The 20,536-nt window shown below is 61.3% G+C and carries 18 protein-coding genes; 7 read left to right on the top strand and 11 right to left on the bottom strand.

The window, feature by feature from the left end:
- Positions 1-6 precede the first annotated feature (6 nt).
- The 3 genes from cysP (at position 7) to cysW (ending at position 2,771) form a co-directional block, all read left to right on the top strand.
- Positions 7-1,023 (top strand): thiosulfate ABC transporter substrate-binding protein CysP, encoded by a 1,017-nt coding sequence (cysP, locus tag ACEW7X_RS08500; protein ID WP_127774190.1) that lies wholly within the window; start codon positions 7-9, stop codon positions 1,021-1,023.
- 65 nt (positions 1,024-1,088) lie between these two features.
- Positions 1,089-1,931: a sulfate ABC transporter permease subunit CysT gene (gene cysT, locus ACEW7X_RS08495; protein ID WP_068372376.1), complete on the top strand. Its 843-nt coding sequence runs from the start codon at positions 1,089-1,091 to the stop codon at positions 1,929-1,931.
- Positions 1,932-1,934: 3 nt separating this feature from the next.
- Positions 1,935-2,771: a sulfate ABC transporter permease subunit CysW gene (gene cysW, locus ACEW7X_RS08490; protein WP_068372379.1), complete on the top strand. Its 837-nt coding sequence runs from the start codon at positions 1,935-1,937 to the stop codon at positions 2,769-2,771.
- A 115-nt stretch (positions 2,772-2,886) separates the two neighbouring features.
- Here the strand turns inward: cysW and ACEW7X_RS08485 are convergent, their stop codons facing one another.
- From ACEW7X_RS08485 to ACEW7X_RS08465, 5 genes are all read right to left on the bottom strand, one after another.
- A complete protein-coding gene (locus ACEW7X_RS08485; RefSeq protein ID WP_068372381.1) occupies positions 2,887-3,381 on the bottom strand; it encodes a Dps family protein in 495 nt (164 codons plus the stop codon).
- A gap of 164 nt (positions 3,382-3,545) precedes the next feature.
- Positions 3,546-4,493 carry a LysR substrate-binding domain-containing protein gene (locus ACEW7X_RS08480; protein ID WP_130487035.1) on the bottom strand — a complete coding sequence of 316 codons (948 nt, stop codon included), beginning with the start codon at positions 4,491-4,493 and terminating at the stop codon, positions 3,546-3,548.
- A gap of 253 nt (positions 4,494-4,746) precedes the next feature.
- The gene (recG, locus tag ACEW7X_RS08475) at positions 4,747-6,834 is read right to left on the bottom strand and encodes an ATP-dependent DNA helicase RecG (RefSeq protein ID WP_420177896.1); all 2,088 of its coding nucleotides are present in this window, start codon (positions 6,832-6,834) and stop codon (positions 4,747-4,749) included.
- Positions 6,835-6,855: 21 nt separating this feature from the next.
- A complete protein-coding gene (locus ACEW7X_RS08470) occupies positions 6,856-7,242 on the bottom strand; it encodes a Rid family detoxifying hydrolase (RefSeq protein ID WP_068372391.1) in 387 nt (128 codons plus the stop codon).
- Between the two features lie 129 nt (positions 7,243-7,371).
- Positions 7,372-8,151 carry a ferredoxin--NADP reductase gene (locus tag ACEW7X_RS08465; protein ID WP_068372394.1) on the bottom strand — a complete coding sequence of 260 codons (780 nt, stop codon included), beginning with the start codon at positions 8,149-8,151 and terminating at the stop codon, positions 7,372-7,374.
- A 235-nt stretch (positions 8,152-8,386) separates the two neighbouring features.
- Between ACEW7X_RS08465 and ACEW7X_RS08460 the strand changes: the two genes are divergently transcribed.
- The 4 genes from ACEW7X_RS08460 to ACEW7X_RS08445 all read left to right on the top strand — a co-directional run bounded on the left by ACEW7X_RS08460 (position 8,387) and on the right by ACEW7X_RS08445 (position 13,496).
- Positions 8,387-8,848 carry a GatB/YqeY domain-containing protein gene (locus ACEW7X_RS08460; RefSeq protein ID WP_130487033.1) on the top strand — a complete coding sequence of 154 codons (462 nt, stop codon included), beginning with the start codon at positions 8,387-8,389 and terminating at the stop codon, positions 8,846-8,848.
- A 159-nt stretch (positions 8,849-9,007) separates the two neighbouring features.
- The gene (locus ACEW7X_RS08455; RefSeq protein WP_130487032.1) at positions 9,008-9,520 is read left to right on the top strand and encodes a sigma-70 family RNA polymerase sigma factor; all 513 of its coding nucleotides are present in this window, start codon (positions 9,008-9,010) and stop codon (positions 9,518-9,520) included.
- Between the two features lie 18 nt (positions 9,521-9,538).
- Complete coding sequence (locus ACEW7X_RS08450) at positions 9,539-10,516, top strand: FecR domain-containing protein (protein ID WP_130487031.1); 978 nt, start codon at positions 9,539-9,541, stop codon at positions 10,514-10,516.
- Between the two features lie 157 nt (positions 10,517-10,673).
- Complete coding sequence (locus tag ACEW7X_RS08445; protein WP_420177895.1) at positions 10,674-13,496, top strand: TonB-dependent siderophore receptor; 2,823 nt, start codon at positions 10,674-10,676, stop codon at positions 13,494-13,496.
- A gap of 118 nt (positions 13,497-13,614) precedes the next feature.
- Here ACEW7X_RS08445 and ntrC read toward each other — a convergent pair whose 3' ends face one another.
- The 6 genes from ntrC to rph form a co-directional block, all read right to left on the bottom strand.
- Positions 13,615-15,135 (bottom strand): nitrogen regulation protein NR(I), encoded by a 1,521-nt coding sequence (ntrC, locus tag ACEW7X_RS08440; RefSeq protein ID WP_130487112.1) that lies wholly within the window; start codon positions 15,133-15,135, stop codon positions 13,615-13,617.
- The gene (gene glnL, locus ACEW7X_RS08435) at positions 15,135-16,193 is read right to left on the bottom strand and encodes a nitrogen regulation protein NR(II) (RefSeq protein ID WP_130487030.1); all 1,059 of its coding nucleotides are present in this window, start codon (positions 16,191-16,193) and stop codon (positions 15,135-15,137) included. The genes ntrC and glnL overlap by 1 nt, the downstream gene beginning before the upstream one ends.
- Before the next feature lie 58 nt (positions 16,194-16,251).
- The gene (gene glnA, locus ACEW7X_RS08430) at positions 16,252-17,661 is read right to left on the bottom strand and encodes a type I glutamate--ammonia ligase (protein ID WP_068372402.1); all 1,410 of its coding nucleotides are present in this window, start codon (positions 17,659-17,661) and stop codon (positions 16,252-16,254) included.
- A 168-nt stretch (positions 17,662-17,829) separates the two neighbouring features.
- Entirely contained in the window at positions 17,830-19,050 is a 1,221-nt protein-coding gene (hemW, locus tag ACEW7X_RS08425; RefSeq protein ID WP_068372405.1) for a radical SAM family heme chaperone HemW, read from the bottom strand.
- 23 nt (positions 19,051-19,073) lie between these two features.
- Positions 19,074-19,709 (bottom strand): RdgB/HAM1 family non-canonical purine NTP pyrophosphatase, encoded by a 636-nt coding sequence (gene rdgB, locus ACEW7X_RS08420; RefSeq protein ID WP_068372408.1) that lies wholly within the window; start codon positions 19,707-19,709, stop codon positions 19,074-19,076.
- Positions 19,706-20,446 carry a ribonuclease PH gene (gene rph, locus ACEW7X_RS08415; protein ID WP_068372577.1) on the bottom strand — a complete coding sequence of 247 codons (741 nt, stop codon included), beginning with the start codon at positions 20,444-20,446 and terminating at the stop codon, positions 19,706-19,708. Before rph ends, rdgB begins: the two co-directional genes overlap by 4 nt.
- Positions 20,447-20,536: the final 90 nt, after the last annotated feature.

The following is a 20,536-nucleotide window of genomic DNA, read 5'->3' as shown; positions in this document are numbered from 1 at the left end:
CACAACATGCTGAAACGATTCCTGACCCGCAGCCTTGCCATCGCCCTGCTGGGCGCAACGGCCGCCGCCGGTGCCCAGACCAAACTGGGCACGGCTTCCTATGATATTTCCCGTGAGCTCTTCGGCGCGATCAATCCGCTGTTCGTGGCGCACTGGAAAGAAGCCAAGGGCGAAGACCTGACCATCGAACCGTCTTTTGGCGGCACCACCGCCCAGGCCAATGCCATTCTGCAGGGGTTGGCGATCAGCGCCGTCAGCTTCAACCAGGTCACGGACATCAACCTGCTGGCCAACCGCGGTTTCGTTGCCAAGAACTGGCAGCAGCAATTTGCCAACAACAGTTCGCCCTACTACAGCACCATTGCCTTCCTGGTGCGCAAGGACAACCCGAAGAACATCAAGAACTGGGATGACCTGGTCCGCGAAGACGTCAAGCTGGTCTTCCCCAACCCCAAGACCTCCGGCAATGCTCGCTATACCTACCTGGGCGCCTGGCTCTACGCCAATGAGAAATTCGGCGGCGACGAAGCCAAGACCCGCGACTTCGTTACCAAGCTCCTGGGCAACGTCGAAACTTTCCCCACGGGCGGCCGCGGCGCCACCACGGCCTTCGCCAATGAACAGGGCGATGTGCTGCTGACCTTCGAATCCGAAGTGAACAATATCGCGAAGGCAGATGAATTCAAGGACAAGGGCTTTGAAATCGTAGTGCCGCCCGTCAGCGTCCTGGCCGAATTCCCGGTAGCGGTGGTGGAGCGTGTTGCCAAGCGTGAAAAGACCGAAGACGTCGCCCGCGAGTTCCTGCAATTCCAGTACAGTCCGGAAATCCAGGCCCTGCTGGCAAGCTACAATTACCGCGTGCATGACCCGGAAGTCATCAAGGCCAATGCCGAACGTTTCCCGAACGTCCGCCTGCTCAATCCGCAGGACGTGCTGGGTGACTGGGACAGCATCCAGGCCAAGCATTTCGCTTCTGGCGGCGTGCTCGATGAATTGCTCGCCAAGGCAGCCAGCCAACGCTGATCGCCTCACCGTCTGAAAGCTGATACTCACAAGGCGCCGCGTCATGCGGCGCCTTTGCGCCTTACATGCTGCCAAAATTCTTCAACCGCCCGCCCTCGCTGCCAGGCTTCGGCCTGAGCTTCGGCATCAGTGTCCTCTACCTGTCCCTGATCATCCTGCTGCCCATCGCGGGCCTGCTGATCTATGCCTCCGGCATGAGCTGGGCGGAATACTGGCGCGCCATCAGTGACCCGCGTGTCGTTGCCAGCTACCGCGTCACGCTCTACGGTGCCTTCCTCTCCACGGTTTTCGCGACCATCCTGGGTTTGCTGCTCAGCTGGATCATCGTGCGCTACGAGTTTCCCGGCAAGCGCGTGCTGGACGCCCTGGTTGACCTGCCCTTCGCGCTGCCGACCGCCGTCGCCGGGCTGACGCTGGCGCTGCTGTTGTCGCCGCCGGGCTGGCTGGGACAGTATTTTTCGGCATGGGGCATCAAGGTGGCCTATGCTTTTCCGGGCCTTGTCATAGCCATGGTCTTTACCAGCCTGCCATTCGTGGTGCGCTCGGTTCAGCCGGTGCTGGCTGATGTCGGGCCAGAATATGAAGAAGCCGCCAGGACCCTGGGCGCCCGAGACGGGCAGATCCTGTTGCGTGTCATCCTGCCGGCACTGCTGCCTGCGGTCATGACAGGCGCGTCCCAGGCATTCATCCGCAGCCTGGGCGAATTCGGCGCGGTGGTGATGATTGCCGGCAATCTGCCCTTCCGCACCGAGATAACCTCGTTGATGATTTTCATGCGGCAGGCAGAAAACAACTACCCTGCCGCAGCCGCCATCGCAACGGTCGTTCTGTTCGCTTCGCTGCTGTTGCTGTTCGGCTTGCGCATGGCGCAGAAGTGGCTGCTGCCCTGGTACCGGACGGAGGTTTGAGCCATGCAACACAAGCACCAAGGCTGGAAGGCCTGGACACTGATCGCCCTGGGCGTCACCGGCGCAGTGCTGCTGCTGGTACTGCCCCTGCTGCTGATTTTTACGCAGGCCTTGTCACTGGGCTGGAACACATTCGTCAGCAATGTTCTTGCTCCCGACACCGTGCATGCCATCAAGCTGACGCTGCTGATAGCCGCGATCACCGTGCCCGTGAACCTCGTGTTCGGCATCATGCTGGCCTGGTGTGTGACGCAGTACCGTTTCCGCGGCCGCCAGTTCCTCATTACGCTGACCGACATTCCCTATGCCATTTCTCCCGTCGTGGCCGGTCTGTGCTATCTGCTGGTCTACGGGCTGGAAGGCCTGTTCGGAGAGTGGCTGTACGAACACGACATCCAGCTGATATTCGCCTGGCCCGGCATGGTCATGGCCACCATGTTCGTCACCGCGCCCTTCGTGGCGCGCATCCTGATTCCGCTGATGCAGGCGCAGGGCAACGACGAAGAACATGCAGCCTTGACGCTGGGTGCCAGCGGGTGGCAGATTTTCCGCCGCATCACGCTGCCTAAAATCAAGTGGGGGCTGCTTTACGGCGTGGCCATCACCAATGCCCGCGCCGTGGGCGAGTTCGGCGCCGTATCGGTCGTATCCGGCGTCATTCGCGGCAAAACCCTGACGCTGCCGCTTTTGATCCAGCAGCTCAATGACGACAACAAGGCCGTGGCCGCCTTCACCGCCGCGGCATTGCTGACGACGATTGCCCTGGTAACGCTGGCGGCAAAGATCGTCATGGAACGCAAAGACGTACTGTTGCAAGCCCGCAGCCCGGGCAGCAAATAGACACAGAGACAGGCAAGAAAAAACGCCCTGGGCGCGGGAGCTTCCCGGCGCCCAGGGCGTTTTTCGTGGCACCGGCAGTCGCACCCTGCGGGCAAGCGACGCCAGCGGCTCAGGTTTATTGCAACAGGCTGCGCAGCATCCACGCGTTCTTTTCGTGGATATCCAGGCGCTGGGTCAGCAGATCGGCGGTGGGCTGGTCATTGGCCTCGTCGGCCACGCTGAAAGCCTTGCGTGCCGTCTTGGCGACGGATTCATTGCCCTTGACCAGCAAGCGCACCATTTCCAGCGCTTCCGGCACGTCTTCCGGCTCGGCGATGGAGGCCAGTTTGGAAAACTCGCGATAGGTACCGGGCGCGTAAACACCCAGTGCGCGGATGCGTTCGGCGATATCGTCCAGCGCATTCCACTGCTCGGTGTACTGGTCCATGAACATCGCGTGCAGCGTATTGAACAAGGGACCGGTCACGTTCCAGTGGAAATTGTGCGTCATCAGGTACAGCGCGTGGGCATCGGCCAGCACCTTGGACAATTCCTGGGCAACTTCCAGACGGTTTTTTTCAGAGATGCCGATATCAATGCTGGGCGCAGCGACTTTCTTGGAACTGGACATACGTTTCTCCTGGTTCAGATGGCGGGTTCCCCGCCGTTGGGCGCCTGCCCGGCAGACTGCCAGCCAGGCGCTCTGATGACTGGGATAGCATAGCAGAAAGCCCGTAAGGCTTGCTCGCAGCCTGACTGCCGGATCTGCCTGGCGGTGTCCTGGGCAGGCGGCGTTCAGACCTGTTCGATCTCACTTTCTTCGAGCATTTTCACATTGGGCATGCCGCACTCATACACGGTATGCGCCAGCGCATCGACGGCAGCCTGGCGCGGAAAGCTGCGACGCCAGGCCAGAACCACCCGGCGGTCCGGGACGGGCGAGCGGAACGGAATGTAGCGCAGCAGCGGCGTGCTGGACGCATCCTTGGGTACGGATGTGATCGGCAGCACGGTGATGCCTATCCCCGACGCCACCATGTGCCGGATGGTTTCCAGCGAAGACCCCTCGAACGAACGCTGGATGCCATCGGCGGCGGCGGAAAACCGCGACATTTCCGGACAGACCCCGAGTACCTGGTCGCGGAAGCAGTGGCCATGCCCGAGCAGCAGCATGGTTTCCTGTTTCAGGTCATTGGCGTCAATGGCTTCCAGGCTGGCCCAGGGATGATTGACCGGCACGGCGACCACGAACGGTTCGTCGTACAGGGGTCGGGTCATCAAACCGGTTTCCGGCAGCGGCAAGGCCATGATGGCGCAGTCGATTTCCCCCTGACGCAGCAGTTCGACCAGGCGCACCGTGAAATTCTCCTGCAGCAGCAGCGGCATCTGAGGGATGCTGGCGATGTGGCGCGGCACAAGGTAAGGCAGCAGGTACGGCCCAATGGTGTGAATGACGCCCACGCGCAATGGCCCGGACAAGGGGTCGTGGCCTTGCTGGGCGATTTCCTTCAGGTAGGCGCTTTCTTCCAGAACCTTCTGCGCCTGCGCCACGATGCGTTCACCCAGGGCCGTGACGCCGACCTCGGAACTGCCGCGCTCGAAAATCGCCACGCCCAGCTCATCTTCCAGCTTGCGTATGGCGACGGACAGCGTCGGCTGGCTGACGAAGCACGCCTCGGCAGCCCGCCCGAAATGACGCTCCCTGGCAACTGCGACGATGTACTTCAACTCGGTCAAAGTCATTAAAGAATTCCGCTATTTTTTTCTTGGAAAACCGGCAGCCTGGAAGCTGCCGTGTCTTTACCACGTTTTCTGAGAGCCCCCGGCCCCCTGTGAATACCACTACGCCAGCACACCCTGACGGGCAAAGGCCCGGCTGCGCCATGCCGACAGCCCTGCGCTGCCCCATGAGCGCGCCTGGAATACCCAAGCCTGAGTACATGATATGGCATCTGGCACGCCCCGCCGCATGATTGATGTTTCGTTTACATGGGTGTCACGTTCTCAGGAAATCTTCCCGGCCGGCCATCCAGCGGTCCAGGTGGTCGCTTGCCACTGCTGGCGCATCGCGCAGCAGTTGCCGCGCGGCATCACGCGCTTGCTCGGCCAGTTCGGGGAACTGTTCCGGGTCGCCATAGCGCAACATGGCCATGCCGGATTGACGCGTTCCCAGGAATTCGCCCGGGCCGCGTTGCGCCAGGTCGCGCCGGGCAATTTCGAAACCATCATTGGTTTCGTACATGGCCTTGAGACGGTCGCGGGCATGAGCCGACAGCGGGCCCTGGTACAGCAGGACGCAAACCGACTGCGCGGCGCCCCGCCCTACGCGTCCGCGCAATTGATGCAACTGCGCCAGGCCGAAGCGTTCGGCATGCTCTATCACCATCAGGGAGGCATTGGGCACATCCACCCCGACCTCAATGACGGTGGTTGCCACCAGCAGGTCTATTTCACCGGCACGGAAGGCATCCATGACAACCGCCTTTTCCGTGGCGTTCAAGCGTCCATGCACGAGCCCGAGCGCCAGATCGGGCAAGGCGCTGCTCAAGGCAGCATGGGTATCGACCGCCGTCTGCAAGGCCAGCGCCTCGCTTTCTTCCACCAGCGGACAGACCCAGTAGGCCTGCCGCCCTTCGCGCACGGCCTGGGCCACCAGCGCGATGACCTCCTCGCGGCGTCCTTCTTCCACCAGTTTGGTGCGCACGGGCGTGCGTCCCGGCGGCAGTTCGTCGATCACCGAGACATCGAGATCGGCAAAATGCGTCATGGCCAGCGTGCGGGGAATCGGCGTCGCGCTCATATTGAGCAAGTGTGGCACTTCCGCGGCAGCGTCGTCTTCCCCTTTGCGGCTTAATGCCAGGCGTTGGCCCACGCCGAAACGGTGCTGTTCATCGACGATGACCAGCCCCAGGCAATCAAAATCCACATGGTCCTGCACCAAGGCCTGGGTGCCCACCACCAGCGGCGCCTGCCCCTGCGCCACGGCCTGCAAGGCCTCGCGGCGGGCCTTGGCCTTCTGGCTGCCGCTCAACCAGGCAACCGGCACGCCCAGCGGCTCCAGCCAGTCCACCAGCTTGCGAAAGTGCTGTTCGGCCAGCAGTTCGGTTGGCGCCATCAACGCCACCTGTGCGCCGGCATCTATTGCCTGGGCCGCTGCCAGCGCTGCCACCACCGTCTTGCCGCTGCCGACATCGCCCTGCAGCAGGCGGTGCATGGGGTGGGCCCGGCCCAGGTCTGCAGAGATTTCAGCAACCACGCGCTGCTGCGCGCCGGTCAGCGCGAATGGCAGGCGTGCCAGCAAACGTTTGGTCAGGGAGTCTTCATCAGTACGCAGCGCCAACGGGCGGGCGCGCTTGGCCAACCGGGCAGCCCTGGCTGCTGCCATGGACAGCTGGTGTGCCAGCATTTCGTCGAACATGACGCGCCGCCAGGCCGGATGCGTGCGAAATTCCAACGTGTGCAGCGGCGTTCCTGGCTCAGGGGCATGCAGAAACGTGACGGCTTCATGCAAGTCCATCAGGCCCAGCCGTTCGCGCAGCGGCGCCGGCAGGATGTCGTCCAGGTGCGCGCGCGGCAACGCATCTGCAATCGCCTTGCGCAGCACTGGCTGCGACAAGCCTTCCGTGGTGGGGTAAACCGGTGTCAGCGCCTGCGGCAAGTCGCGACCCGCCGGCACGATGCGCGGATGGATGATTTCCTTGCCGAACAGGTTGCCCCGGACTTCCCCGATGGCGCGGACTTCCGCACCCTCTTCAACCTGTTTGCGCTGATTCGGATAGAAGTTCAGCCAGCGCAAGGTCATGGTGCCGCTGTCGTCAGCCAGCGTCACGCTCAATTGGCGGCGCGGCCGCAACAGCACCTCATTGCGCGTCACATGGCCGGACACTTGCGCCACGCTACCAGGACGTGCCTGGGCAATGGGAACGACCTGGGTTTCGTCTTCGTAGCGCAGCGGTAAATGCAGCGCGAAGTCTTCCGGGCGGCGCAGGCCCAGGCGTTCCAGCCGTGCGGCAACAGTCGCCGCCGACGGGCGCCCGCGGGCGCCTTGACGGCCTTTTTTGCCAGACGGTGCTTCTGTCTGCATGAAAGAGGCGGCGACTCCCGTTCAGATGACGAGAATGGCCTCGACTTCGAACTGTGCGCCCTTGGGCAGGCTGGCCACGCCGATCGTGGAACGTGCCGGGAACGGTTGCGGGATCAGTTCCGCCATGATGGCGTTGGCTGCCGCGAAACGGCTGAGATCCGTCAGGTACAAGGTCAGTTTGACGACGTTGTCCAGCGTGCCGCCGGCTGCTTCGATAACCGCCGCCATATTGGCAAACGCCTGGCGCACCTGGGCTTCGAAGTTTTCCGACACCAGTTCACCGGTACCGGGTTCCAGGCCGATCTGGCCGGAGAGGAACACTGTGCGCGCGCCACTGGCGGCAACAGCCTGGGAATACGGACCGACCGCTGCCGGGGCGGCATCGGTATGAATGATTTGCTTGCTCATGTTGTTCTCTCGCTTGGCCGCAGTCTCCCCCCGGGAGCCTGACAGATTGGACGCCGCCGGGCACCCCGGCGGCGTAACGATTATATATAAGACCGGCGCAAGGGCCAGCGCGCAAGCGGGCTGGCGGGCTTATTTCTCGACAAAGGCCCGTTCCACGACGTAATCGCCAGGCTGGCCTACCCCCGGGGAAATCACGAACCCCCGGCTGTCCAGCATGGCGCTGACGTCCTGCAGCATGGAAGGACTGCCGCAAATCATGGCGCGATCCACGGCCGGGTCCAGCGGCGGCAGGCCGATCGTTTCGAACAGCTTGCCGTTCTCGACGACTTCGGTCACCCGGCCCTGGTTGCGGAAAGGCTCGCGCGTCACCGTCGGGTAGTAAATCAGCTTTTCACGGACGATATCGCCGAAAAATTCATTTTCCGGCAGTTCCTTCTGGATATAGTCGGCATAGGCCAGTTCACTGACCCAGCGCACGCCGTGCAGCAACACGACCTTCTCGAAGCGTTCGTACACTTCCGGGTCCTTGATGATGCTCATGAACGGCGCCAGGCCGGTGCCTGTGCCGAACAGGTAGAGATTGCGGCCATTGGGGCGCAGATCATCGGCCACCAGCGTGCCCACGGGTTTCTTGCTGACCAGCAGGGTATCGCCGGGCTGCAGGTGCTGCAGGCGGGAAGTCAGCGGACCGTTCTGCACCTTGATGCTGAAGAACTCCAGGTGTTCCTCGTAGTTCGCGCTGGCAATACTGTAGGCACGCAGCAGCGGCTTGCCTTCGACTTCCAGGCCGATCATGACGAAGTGGCCGTTATGGAAACGCAAGGCGGGGTCGCGGGTGGTCCTGAAGGAAAACAGGGTGTCGTTCCAGTGATGCACGCTGAGCACACGCTCGTTGTAGAAGGCTGCCATGTTGTTGACGAATGACCTTTGCTGCCATACAGCGGATTGATGAAAGTGCGGGCATTTTATCAACTTACGCGTGCCCGGTTGGGAATAAGAATGGTGCGCAATAAGCATATACCCGTTCCATCTAATGACATTGCGGCCCCTGCCTGCCGAAAAGCCGGCACCGGGCTGCCGCAGCACGGCGGGCGCCAGTAGTATGATGCTGGCTGTAATCAACACAGACACGACAAAGATCATCATGTCAGCATCGCTCAAAGCCCGGATCATGGATGAAATCAAGGCGGCCATGCGCGCGAAGGATAGCGCCCGCCTCGGCACCCTGCGTTTCCTGCAGGCCGCCATCAAACAGGTTGAAATCGACACCCGCGAAGAACTGGACGACGCTGCGATACAGCGCATCGTGGAAAAGCAGGTGAAGCAGCGCCGTGAGTCCATCACGGCATTCGCCCAGGCGGGCCGCACCGAAACCGCCGCCCAGGAAGAAGCCGAATTGGTCATCCTGCAGGAATTCCTGCCGCAGCAGGCCGATGCCGCCGAAATCGAAGCGGCCGTCGATGCCGCCGTCAAGGAAGCCTTGGCGCAAGGCGCCAGCGGCCCGGCTGCCATGGGGAAGATTATGGGCACATTGAAAGCCAAGCTGGCCGGACGCGCCGATATGTCGCAACTCTCGGCATTGGTGAAAAGCAAGCTGGCCTCATGATTTGAGCCCCGTCGGCAGTGGCCGGCGACAGGCATGCGGCAAAGGCGACTCCGGTCGCCTTTGCCGTTTTCATCTTGTCGTGGCAGCCATGGATTCGCAGAGAGACAAAAAAAAGATACAATAATAAGAAACATTTCCATCATCTTCCGCTATTGTCCAATGAAAAACTGCCCGGCTTCCCCGACGGCTGAAGTTGGCGTCTGGTATCGAGAACATCATGGTTGGCTGCGCAACTGGCTGCGCGCCAAGGTTGGCCGCCCGGAAGACGCCGATGAACTGGCGCAGGACACCTTTGTCCGGGTGCTGTGCGCCCATTTGCGCCAACAGGACGAACTGCGCGAGCCCCGTGCCTACCTGGTAACGGTGGCAGGCCGTCTGGTCTCCAATTTTTATCGACGCCAATCCATTGAACGGGCCTATCTCGAAGTACTGGCTGCCCTGCCACCCCAATCCCAACCCAGCCTGGAAACCCAGGCGCTGATGCGGGAATCTCTGTTCGAATTCGATAGCATGCTGGATGGTCTGGGCTCAAAGGTAAAACAAGCCTTTATCATGGCTCAATTCCAGGGCCTGCCTTATGTGGAAATTGCTGCCAGGCTGAACATTTCCTTACGCAGCGTCTCCACCTATGTGGCCCGCGCCATGGCGCATTGCTGCCTGATGCTGCCCTGAATATCGGCCTGCTCACCCATGCACACGCAGCATCCATCCCGCTATAGTGCGGCTGAAACACAGGCCATCCGCGAAGCCGCTGATTGGTATGCACGACTGCTTGCAGAAACCGCGACCCCTCGGGATCAACATGATTGGCAAAGCTGGCTCGCATCCAGCCCTGCCCACCAACAGGCATGGAACCGCCTGCAGGATGTACGTTCGCGCTTCGGGCAGATTCCAGGAGACATTGCCAGCACAGTACTGGGTCGCAACCGGCGTCGTGAAGTCCTGCGCAGCCTGGGCCTGCCGCTTGCCGCCGGTGGCCTGCTGGCAGCGGGCGCCTACCGCTATTTGCCCGACATTCTGGCACATCCTGATCAACTGCGTACAGGCACAGCAGAACGCCGCCAATTCCAGCTGGACGATGGTTCGGAAATTTTCCTGAATGCAGCCACCGATGTCTCTATTGCGTTCGATGCCCTATTTCGCCGCATCCAGCTGCGCGAAGGCGAAATTCTGGTACAGACCCATCCTGACCGCGCCTTCAACAATAAGCGCCCATTCATTGTAGAAACGCCGCATGGCAGCATACAGGCGTTGGGAACGCGTTTTCTGGTGCAGGTGGATCCGCAGACAACTCAAGTGCAAGTCATGGAGCATGCTGTCGCCATTCGCCCCATGCAAAGCGCAACACCGCCGCTGCGCTTGGCAGCAGGCCAGCAAACCCTGTTTGATAGTCAGCGAACCCACGCCATACAAGCGGCCACGCCTGGCTCCGACGCCTGGCAGCATGGCATGCTGAGCATCGTGGATACACCGTTGAGCCAGGTGGCGGCGTCACTGTCCCGCTACCATCACGGCCATCTCGGGTACGACCCTTCGATTGCCGATATGCGTATTTCCGGTGTGTTCCCGCTGGACAACATTGAGCAGGCCCTCGGCGCAATGACAGATACCTTTCCGATACGCGTCAGGCAGCGTACCAAGTACTGGATCACCCTGATGCCGCGATAAGCGGCAAGTCATTTTGCGTTGTGCTGAAGCGCCACAGCACCAACAAAAAAATTCGTCGGATTTGCATGTTGAGACTGGCTTGCGTGTCTTTACGGTCATCAGCAGGCTCTTTGGGTCTGCGTTTACCAAGCTCCCCCACGACTGACCATCGCAAGACATGTCTCCGCACACTGCCACTCACACCCGTACGGCCCCTGCCGCCTGCTTCACGCTGAATATGACACTGGTTTGCCTCTTGATGGCATTCCACCCGTCCCAACCCGCCTATGCGCAGACAGCAGGCGTTCAAGAGACAGGTACACCTCGCTCAGGCGAGCAGCATAATCTGGATATCGCTGCAGGCCCTCTGGCTCTCGTTCTGACCCAATTTGCGCAAGCGACAGGGGCAACACTCTCCTTCGACGCCGATAGCCTGGCAGGCTTGAATTCAGACGGACTGAAAGGTTCATTTACCGTCCCGGCAGGTTTTCAACGCATTCTGAAAGGTAGCGGCTACGAAGCAGCCGTCCGCGGGGCAGGACGATACATTCTGCAGCGTCGCGACGATGGCGGGAGTGATGCCGATAATGTGGCTGCGCTGGACAGCATTACAGTCGCTGGAAGCTACCTGGAAGGAGAAGCCCCAAACACCAGCTACACCGTCGGTTCGACGGCAAGCGCCACCAAGCTGGACCTTGCCCTGAAAGAAACACCACAGAGTGTCACGACTTTCACTGCCCAGCAAATCCAGGACCAGGGGTTGCTGTCGCTAGGTGAAGTCCTGGATCAAACCCCCGGCATCACGCTGGTGACGGCAGGCGTTGCTGGCGCAGGAAGCCAGCCGATCTACTCTCGCACATTCCCCGTCACCTCGGTGCAAATGGATGGCGTCATGGCCAGCACCTATATTCTGTCGGGTTCGGCCAGCGGCGATATCGGTATGCAAGACCCCTTCCTGTATGAACGCATTGATATCATTCGCGGATCCAACAGCCTGACTGGCGGCGCGGGCGATGCCTCGGCCAGCCTGAACTTCGTTCGCAAACATCCTTATGCTGAGCGTCATATCGAAGCCAATGTCAAATATGGCAGCTGGAATAACCGACGTGCGGAATTGGATTTTTCCACTCCCATCAACGATAGGCTGCGTGTCCGGCTGGCGACTGCCGCGCAGCAAGGCGATCATTGGGTCGATGGCGCCAGCACTGACAGAAAAGCTTTATCCCTGATCGGGGCGCTGGACGTCACTGGCAGCGACCGCCTGAGCCTTGGCGTGACGCATTACGACTTTCGCCTGAAAGGCGCATCTCCACACGGCATTACTCGCTATTCGGAGGTACAGGACTATACCGATGGTTCCGGCCTGCATGCGGAACCGACGCAGGCGGTTGACCGCAACTTCAATAACGCCACGCCATGGTCGCGCACTGACCGAAAGTACACCAACCTGTTTGCCAGCTGGGAACACGCCTTCGAGAACGATTGGCTGCTCAAGGCCAGCTATAACTATGCCCACAACAGGGATGACAAACTTTATGGCGAAATCGGGACGACTTATTACGTGCCTTCAGCCGACCGCGCCTCTTATTCCGCCCGCCGTGACAACCGTGAAAATGAAGTCAATGCAGTAGACCTGCACCTGAAAGGCAGCTTCGAACTGGCCGGAAGGCAGCAAGATTTCGTTGTCGGCGCAAACTACTATGCCGTGCACCGCAAGCTGCATTGGGGCTATGCGTCGGAAGATACGAGCCTGCTTGATAGTGGCGTGCTGCAGGTCGGCTCAGGGCCGCAGCATCAAAGTTTATGCTCGGATGAAGCATTTGCCGACCTCAACAATCAACGTGAAACCTATCTACCCTATGCCGAGTTGATTTGGGGGTCTATGGAGGCATTCAATGCGCATTTTGATGAGCAAATTCAAACACGCACTGAGGCATGTGAATACAAATCCGGCATCTCGATTGACGAATGGAACACCAGCGGCGGCGACAAAGCACCGACCATTGATGCCAATGGCAACACCCTTTTCGACAGACGCATCACCACCCACACCAAGACCCGCCAAACCGGGGTCTACTTTGCCAGTCATCTGCGGCCTTTCTCGCGCACGCACCTGATCCTGGGGGGGCGGTGGGCCAAAGACCGCAACGATGATCCTTATTTCAGTTGCAGCGCGGATGCGGGCACATACCAAGCCTACTGCGATGGGAATTATGACGGCCGCGCCGCCACACAACACAAACTGTCACCCAAGTTCCTGCCCTACGCCGGACTGATCTATGAAATTACGCCGCAGATCAACGCCTACGCCAGCTACACCACCACCTATGTTCGTGACATCAACTCGAACAATACCACCAATCTGGCAACCGGAGACTGGCTGCCGCCCGTCCGCTCCATCACCTACGAAGGCGGCCTGAAAGGCGCCTTCTTCGACGATCGCCTGAACGTCGCCGCGTCGTACTTCAAAATGCGGCAAAAGGATTTTCCCTACCAGACCTATGACGTCAATACATCAGGCACGACAGACAATGGCTGGCGCGTCTATGGCTGGGAATTCAACGTGGCCGGCGCTGTGACGCCCCAGTGGAATATCGCGGCTGGCTTCGTCAAGCAAAAGCAAGTCGTCCCCATGAACCCGGGTGAAGTGCTGTTGGGCGCACGTGACGACTTCACGGCTTCGTATCGAGCGCCGGAAAAATCCTTCAAGCTGTTCACCACCTACCGCTTCGACCGATTGATGCTGGGCCTGGGCTGGCGCTGGCAGAGCAGCACGCAATCTGCCTGGATTCCCACGAACAAAACCCAGGTTGAACAGCAGATGATGAAGCAGGATGGGTACCACATTGTCGATCTGATGGCGCGCTATCGCCTCAACAAGAATTTCAGCATGCAGCTGAATGTCAACAACGTGTTCGACAAGGTCTACTACCAGCACGAACGCTCGTATATCTCGGGTGCACCGCGCAACTTCTTGCTGACGGCAAACTACCGGTATTGAAGCAACCCGCGACAGGACGGGCGCATGCGCTGCGGCAACATTGCCCGCAGCGCAGCGCCATTAGGCGGCGCCGCATGATTTGATTCCGCCGTGACGCGCTGACAAGCCAAGCTGGCCATCAGGCGCCGTCGTCTTCTTCCCAATCCTTGAGCTTGCGCGTCAGCGTATTGCGCCCGATGCCTAGCCGCGCAGCAGCTTCTATGCGGCGGCCACGGCACGCATCCAGCGCGGCCTGCAGGAGAATTTCTTCAAACTGACGCGTCAGCACCGTCATGATGTCGAACTCCCCGCGAGCCAGCCTGCGCTTGACATCCTGGCGCAGATTGTCATGCCATTCGTTCTGGATCAGTTCATCGGTCGCCGGCACGTGCCCTTCGACCACGCTCACCGGAACGGCCATGCTACCACCGCCGGCGTAGGCCTGCCCTGGCATCCCCGCCGACGCCGGGGATGTCTGCTGCTGAACCCGCGCCGCAGCGATTTCGGGCGGCAGATCGCTCAGCCCGACCGTCTGGCCAGGTGCCATGACGGTAATCCAATGACAAAAATTCTCCAGCTGGCGCACATTGCCCGGGAAATCGAAGCGACAAAACGCCTGCATGGCCTCTGGCGTCAGAGCTTTGGACGCCACTCCCAGCGTGCGGGCGCTCTGCGCCAGGAAATGCTCGGTCAGCGCCGGAATGTCTTCCCGCCGCTCGCGCAGGGGCGGCAGGCGCAGGCGAATGACATTGAGGCGATGGAACAAATCTTCACGGAAGCGCCCCTGGGCAACCTGCTGCTCCAGCGGCTGGTGCGTGGCGGCGATGATGCGCACATCCACCATCACAGGCTGGGAACCGCCCACACGGTAGAAGCTGCCTTCGGCCAGGACCCGCAGCAGACGCGTCTGCAACTCCAGCGGCATGTCGCCAATTTCATCCAGGAACAAAGTGCCGCCGTCTGCTTCCTCGAAACGGCCGCGCCGCAACTGGCTGGCACCCGTGAACGCGCCACGCTCGTGCCCGAACAATTCCGCTTCCAGCAAGTCGCGCGGGATGGCGGCGGCATTCAGTGCAATGAAGGGCGCGGAAGCCCGCGAACCGTGGCTGTGTAAAGCGCGCGCGATCAACTCCTTGCCTGTGCCGGATTCACCAGTGATCAGCACGGTGGCACGAGATTGCGCCAGGCGGCCGATGGCGCGAAAGACTTCCTGCATCGCCGTGGACGAGGAACGCATCATCATGACGCGCTGGTCCACCGGCATGGTGGCGGCCTCGCCATGGGCAGGCGGCGTGCGCCTGGCATCCTGGGTGGCACGCTGGATCAAGGCCACGGCATCGTTGACGTCGAACGGCTTGGCCAGATAATCGAAAGCCCCATGCTGAAAGGCCGATACCGTGCTTTCCAGATCCGCGTAGGCCGTCATGACGATCACCGGCAAGGCCGGATAGTGTGCCTTGATCTCGCCCAGCAATTCCAGCCCGCCGCCGCCAGGCATACGAATGTCCGACACCAGCGCGTCGGGCTGTTCCTGCTCCAGTGCCTGCAGCACTTTTTCCGGACCAGGAAAGCTGCGCGTGGCAACGCCGGCGCGCGCCAGCGCCTTTTCCAGTACCCAGCGGATGGCCTGGTCATCATCAACTATCCAAACCGATTTCATCAAGCGAGCTCCATGGGTAGTACCAGGCTGAATTCAGTGTTGCCAGGTTCCGAACGGAACTCGATCACACCGTCATGCTGCTGGAGAAAATCCTGCGCCAGACTCAGGCCCAGGCCGGTGCCGCTGGCGCGTCCAGTCACCAACGGGTGGAAAACGCGATCCTGGATACCTTCCGGTACCCCAGGACCGTTGTCGATGACGGATACCGCCAGGGCCATGCGCTCCTGCCTGCCGCCGATAATGACGCGCCGCATGACCCGGGTGCGCAGGGTAATGCGCGCATTGGGCGTCCGGGTGGGCTGCGTCAGCGCCTGGGCTGCGTTACGCATGACGTTGAGCAAGGCCTGGATCAGGCGCTCGGCATCGGCCATGATTTCCGGCACGGATGCGTCGTAATCCCGCTGCAGCACGACGTCATCGCGAAACTCCGCGCGGATCAGCGCGCAGACACGTTCACAGACCTCGTGAATATTGGTCGGCGCCCGGCGCACCGCCGCAATGCGCTGCGAAGCCGCCAGGCGGTCGACCAGCGCCTGCAGGCGATCTGCCTCGGAAATAATGACTTGCGTGTATTCCTTGAGCGCAGGATCGGGCAGTTCCGATTCCAGCAATTGCGCTGCTCCGCGCAATCCGCCCAGGGGATTCTTGATTTCATGCGCCAGGTTGCGCAGCAGCTCGCGCTGCCCTTGCAGGCTGGCATAGATCTGGCTGTTGCGGTCGGCCAGCTGCGCCTGCGTCACCTCGCGCACTTCAATAAGCGTGGGCCAGGCTTGCGCCGTCAGCGTCAAGACCGTCACTGCAACTGCGGGAGTCTCCGACAGCCCGCGCCGCGCCTGCAGGTGCAGGCGCAAGTCGGCAAAACCATCCGCCTGCGATGCAGCCACGGCAGCACGGATATCCGCCGCTTCCACGAAAAGGCGTTCAACGGAAACCCCTGCCAGGCGCCGGCGGGCGCGGCCGAATACGTCTTCGGCCGCGCTGTTGGCGTGCGCCACCCGCCCCTGCTCGTCAACCAGCAGCACCGAGCAGGCCAACAGATCCAATGCGTCGAGATTCATGATGGACGGCTCCCGGGGCGGTGGCGCAGCGGCGTGGCAAGCACGCCGCTGGCCGGTTTTAAAGGCTGTAGTACATATCGAATTCGACCGGGTGCGCCACCATGCGCAGACGATTGACCTCGTTTTGCTTCAGGCCCAGGTACGCGTCGATCATTGCGTTGCTGAACACGCCGCCACGGGTCAGGAACTCGCGATCGTTATCCAGCGATTCCAGCGCTTGCTCCAGCGACGAACACACCGTCGGGATCTTTGCATCTTCTTCCGGCGGCAGATCGTACAGGTTCTTGTCGGCGGGATCGCCAGGATGAATCTTGTTCTGCACGCCATCCAGGCCAGCCATCATCAGTGCCGAAAACGCCAGGTACGGGTTGGCCAGAGGGTCCGGGAAGCGCGCTTCGATGCGGCGGCCCTTGGGGTTGGCCACGTACGGAATGCGGATCGAGGCCGAACGGTTGCGGGCCGAATATGCCAGTTTGACCGGTGCTTCGAAGTGCGGAACCAGGCGCTTGTACGAGTTCGTGCCGGGATTGGTGAAGGCGTTGAGCGCACGGGCATGCTTGATAATGCCGCCGATGTAGTACAGCGCGAACTCCGACAGGCCAGCGTAGGCATTGCCCGAGAACAGGTTCTGGCCATCTTTCCAGATGGACTGGTGCACGTGCATGCCGGAACCGTTGTCGCCAACGATGGGCTTGGGCATGAAGGTTGCCGTCTTGCCGTAGTTGTGCGCCACGTTGTGAATGACGTACTTCATGATCTGCGTCCAGTCGGCGCGCTGCACCAGCGTGCTGAACTTAGTGCCGATTTCCAGCTGGCCAGGGCCTGCCACTTCATGGTGGTGCACTTCGACAGGCACGCCCAGCTCTTCCATCAACAAGCACATTTCAGCGCGCATGTCGTTGAAGGAATCGACCGGGGCAACCGGGAAATAGCCGCCCTTCACGCGCGGGCGATGGCCGGAATTGCTGCTGGCGTCGTTGGCACGCGACCAGGCGCCTTCGTCGGAAGCGATCTTGTAGAACGCGCCCGAAGGGCCGTCATCCCAGGACACGCCGTCAAACACGAAGAATTCGGGTTCCGGGCCAAAATAGGCGGTGTCGCCCAGGCCGCTGGACTTCAGGTAGGCCTCGGCGCGGCGAGCCAGCGAACGCGGGTCGCGGTCATAGCCCTTCATGTCGGCCGGGTCGATCACGTCGCAGGTCAGGATCAGTGTCGACTGTTCCGTGAACGGATCGAGGTGGGCAGTGGAGGCATCCGGGATCAGCACCATGTCGGAGGCTTCGATACCTTTCCAGCCGGCGATGGACGAGCCGTCGAAAGCCTGGCCGGTTTCAAAGGTTTCTTCTTCTACACGATGCGCCGGCACCGAAACGTGTTGTTCCTTGCCCAGCGTATCGGTGAAGCGGAAGTCCACGAACTTGACGTCGTTTTCCGCAATAGTCTTGAGCACATCTTGAGGCGTAGCCATGTTATCTCCAGTAAGGTGAGTACCGCGCGCCGCCACGCTGCGCGTTCGTTCCCTATCAAGCAATTAGCGTGCCAGCTTTTCCCCGGCTGGCAGGACACGAAAGTAAGATATTAATGCACCATATTGGTGCCATCCTGGCACCAATATGGATCACTGCACCGGATTGGATCACTCCGGCAAAAACATTTCCAGTAAATCGTTCAAAAACTGCCATCCCAGGGGGGTAGCGCGCAATACTGCTGGATCTGCATCCAGCAAACCTTTGTTCATGGCGCGCCGCAATTGCGCATGAATGGCCGCCAGGGGCAAACCGGTGCGCGCACTGAAGCTCGCACTGGGCACCCCGGCGCGCAGGCGCAGTGCATTGAGCATGAATTCGAAAGGCAGGTCCGCAGGCGTCAGGACATCGCTGCTGGCGATATGAGAGCCGTCACCCGCCAGGGCACGCTGCATCCACTGTTCAGGACTGCGGGTGCGTGCTTCCCGCAGGATGCGGTCATGGAAGGATATCTTGGCATGAGCGCCGGGCCCTATGCCCAGGTAGTCGCCGAATTCCCAATAGTTGGTATTGTGCTGGCAACGCTGCCCGGCCCGCGCATAGGCGGAAACCTCATATTGTTCGTAGCCGGCCTCTGCCGCACGCTGCTGCAGCATTTCCTGGATCGCCGCAGCGGCATCGTCGTCGGGCAAAGGCGGCGGATACTTCGCGAAAACAGTATTCGGTTCCAGTGTCAGGTGATACAGGGACAAATGGCCCGTGCCGAAAGACAGCGCCGTATCGATGTCGCGGCGCGCACCGGCTTCGTCCTGGCCAGGCAAGGCAAACATCAGGTCCAGATTGACGCGCGGCACGGCATCCAGCGCCAGCGCAATCGCGTCGCGTGCCTGCCTGCCATCGTGGATGCGCCCGAGGGCGCGCAAACAGGCGTCATCGAAACTTTGCACACCGAGAGACAGGCGGTTCACCCCGCTGCGTGCATAGGCCTGGAAGCGCCCGGCCTCCACCGTGCCCGGATTCGCTTCCATTGTGATTTCAGCATCCGGCAGCAATTTCAGGTAGGCACGCACCATGCCCAGCATTTCATCGACGGCGCCGGCCGACAACAGGCTGGGAGTGCCGCCGCCGATGAATACGGAAATGACCTGGCGTCCCCAGACCTGAGGCAGGGTCTGTTCCAGGTCGCTGCGCAGCGCGGCCAGGAACTCGGCCTCGGGCAGCGTGGCGGGAGCATTGTGCGAATTGAAATCGCAGTACGGGCATTTGCGCACGCACCACGGCACGTGAATATAGAGCGCCAGCGGCGGCAAGGCCTGCAGGACGGTCGCCTGCGCCTGCCGCAGCTCGCGCCGCGACAGGCCTGCAGGCATGATGGGAATGACAGTAGCCATGGAGAGCCGGAGTCCCTTGCCGCTCAGGCCTGCGCCAGGCGTGCCGCCAGCGCCTGCCAGGCCAGCGCCCGGTGACTGATGCGGTTTTTCAGCTCGGGGGCCATTTCCGCTGCCGTCAGGTTTTCCTGCGGCAAAAAGAAATGCGGGTCGTAGCCGAAGCCGTGCTCGCCACGCGGACTATCCACGACCTCGCCGTGCCACACGCCATCGGCCACCAGCGGATGCGGATCATCCGCATGCCTGACCAGGACCAGGACAGCCACGTAAAACGCCCGGCGGTCTTCTTTACCAGCCAATGCCTGAACCAGGCAGGCATTGTTGGCTGCATCGCTTTTCTCGCCACCCTGCATTTGCGCATAGCGCGCCGAATAGACGCCTGGTGCGCCACCCAACGCCGGCACGCACAGCCCGGAATCATCCGCCAGCGCCGGCAGGCCGGTCAGCCTGCTGGCATGACGCGCCTTGGCCAGAGCATTCTCGATAAAGGTGCAATGCGGCTCCGGCGCTTCGGGCACGCCCAACTCGCCCTGCGGCACCAGTTCCGTGCCATAGGCTTCGAACAAGCGGCGGAACTCACGGATCTTGCCGGCATTGCCGGACGCCAGAACAATGCGTTCCAGCCCGGCCGGGGCCTGCGCATTCAACCCGCCCGCGCTCATGCCGCGCTCCGCGACTGGCGCTGGATATCGAACAACTGGCCGATACCGAGTTCGGCCAGGTCCAGCAGTTCATTGAATTCGCGCCGGTCAAACGCCTGGCGTTCCGCGGTGCCCTGCACTTCGACCAGATGGCCTGCCCCCGTCATCACGACGTTGACATCCGCATCGCAGCCGGAGTCTTCGGGATAATCGAGGTCCAGCAAGGCGGCTCCCGCCACCCGGCCGACGGAAACGGCAGCAACCTGGCTGGTCACAGCCTGGCGCGTGATGCGCCCTTCGCGCAACAGCCAATCGACCGCATCGGCCGCCGCGATCCAGGCGCCCGTGATGCTGGCACAACGTGTGCCGCCATCGGCCTGGAGCACGTCGCAATCCAGATGCAGCGTGCGTTCACCCAGCGCTTCGAGATCGAACACGGCGCGCAGGCTGCGGCCGATGAGGCGCTGGATTTCCTGCGTACGGCCGCTTTGCTTGCCGCGCGCCGCCTCGCGGTCGCCACGCGTATGAGTCGCGCGGGGCAGCATGCCGTATTCCGCCGTCACCCAGCCACGCCCCTGCCCTTTCAGGAAGGGCGGCACTTTTTCCAGGACGCTGGCTGTGCACAATACATGCGTGCCGCCCATGCGTATCAGCGCCGAGCCTTCCGCATAGGGAGAAAAACCACGCTCGACCGAAACCGGACGCAGGCTGTTTGCCTCGCGGCCAGCAGGACGGCGCGCCAACAGGGAAGACGATATCTCTGACACCAGAACACTCCAACAGATAGAATTCCCTACATTGTAGAAGCCCCTGCTGCCACTGGCACCCAGCCAGTGCGACAGGCCATG

It is taken from the genome of Kerstersia gyiorum, assembly GCF_048595715.1.
In the GTDB taxonomy this organism is placed as follows: Bacteria; Pseudomonadota; Gammaproteobacteria; order Burkholderiales; family Burkholderiaceae_B; genus Kerstersia; species Kerstersia gyiorum.
Note: the sequence above shows the minus strand (reverse complement) of the source record. Positions and strands in the feature narration are given on the sequence as shown.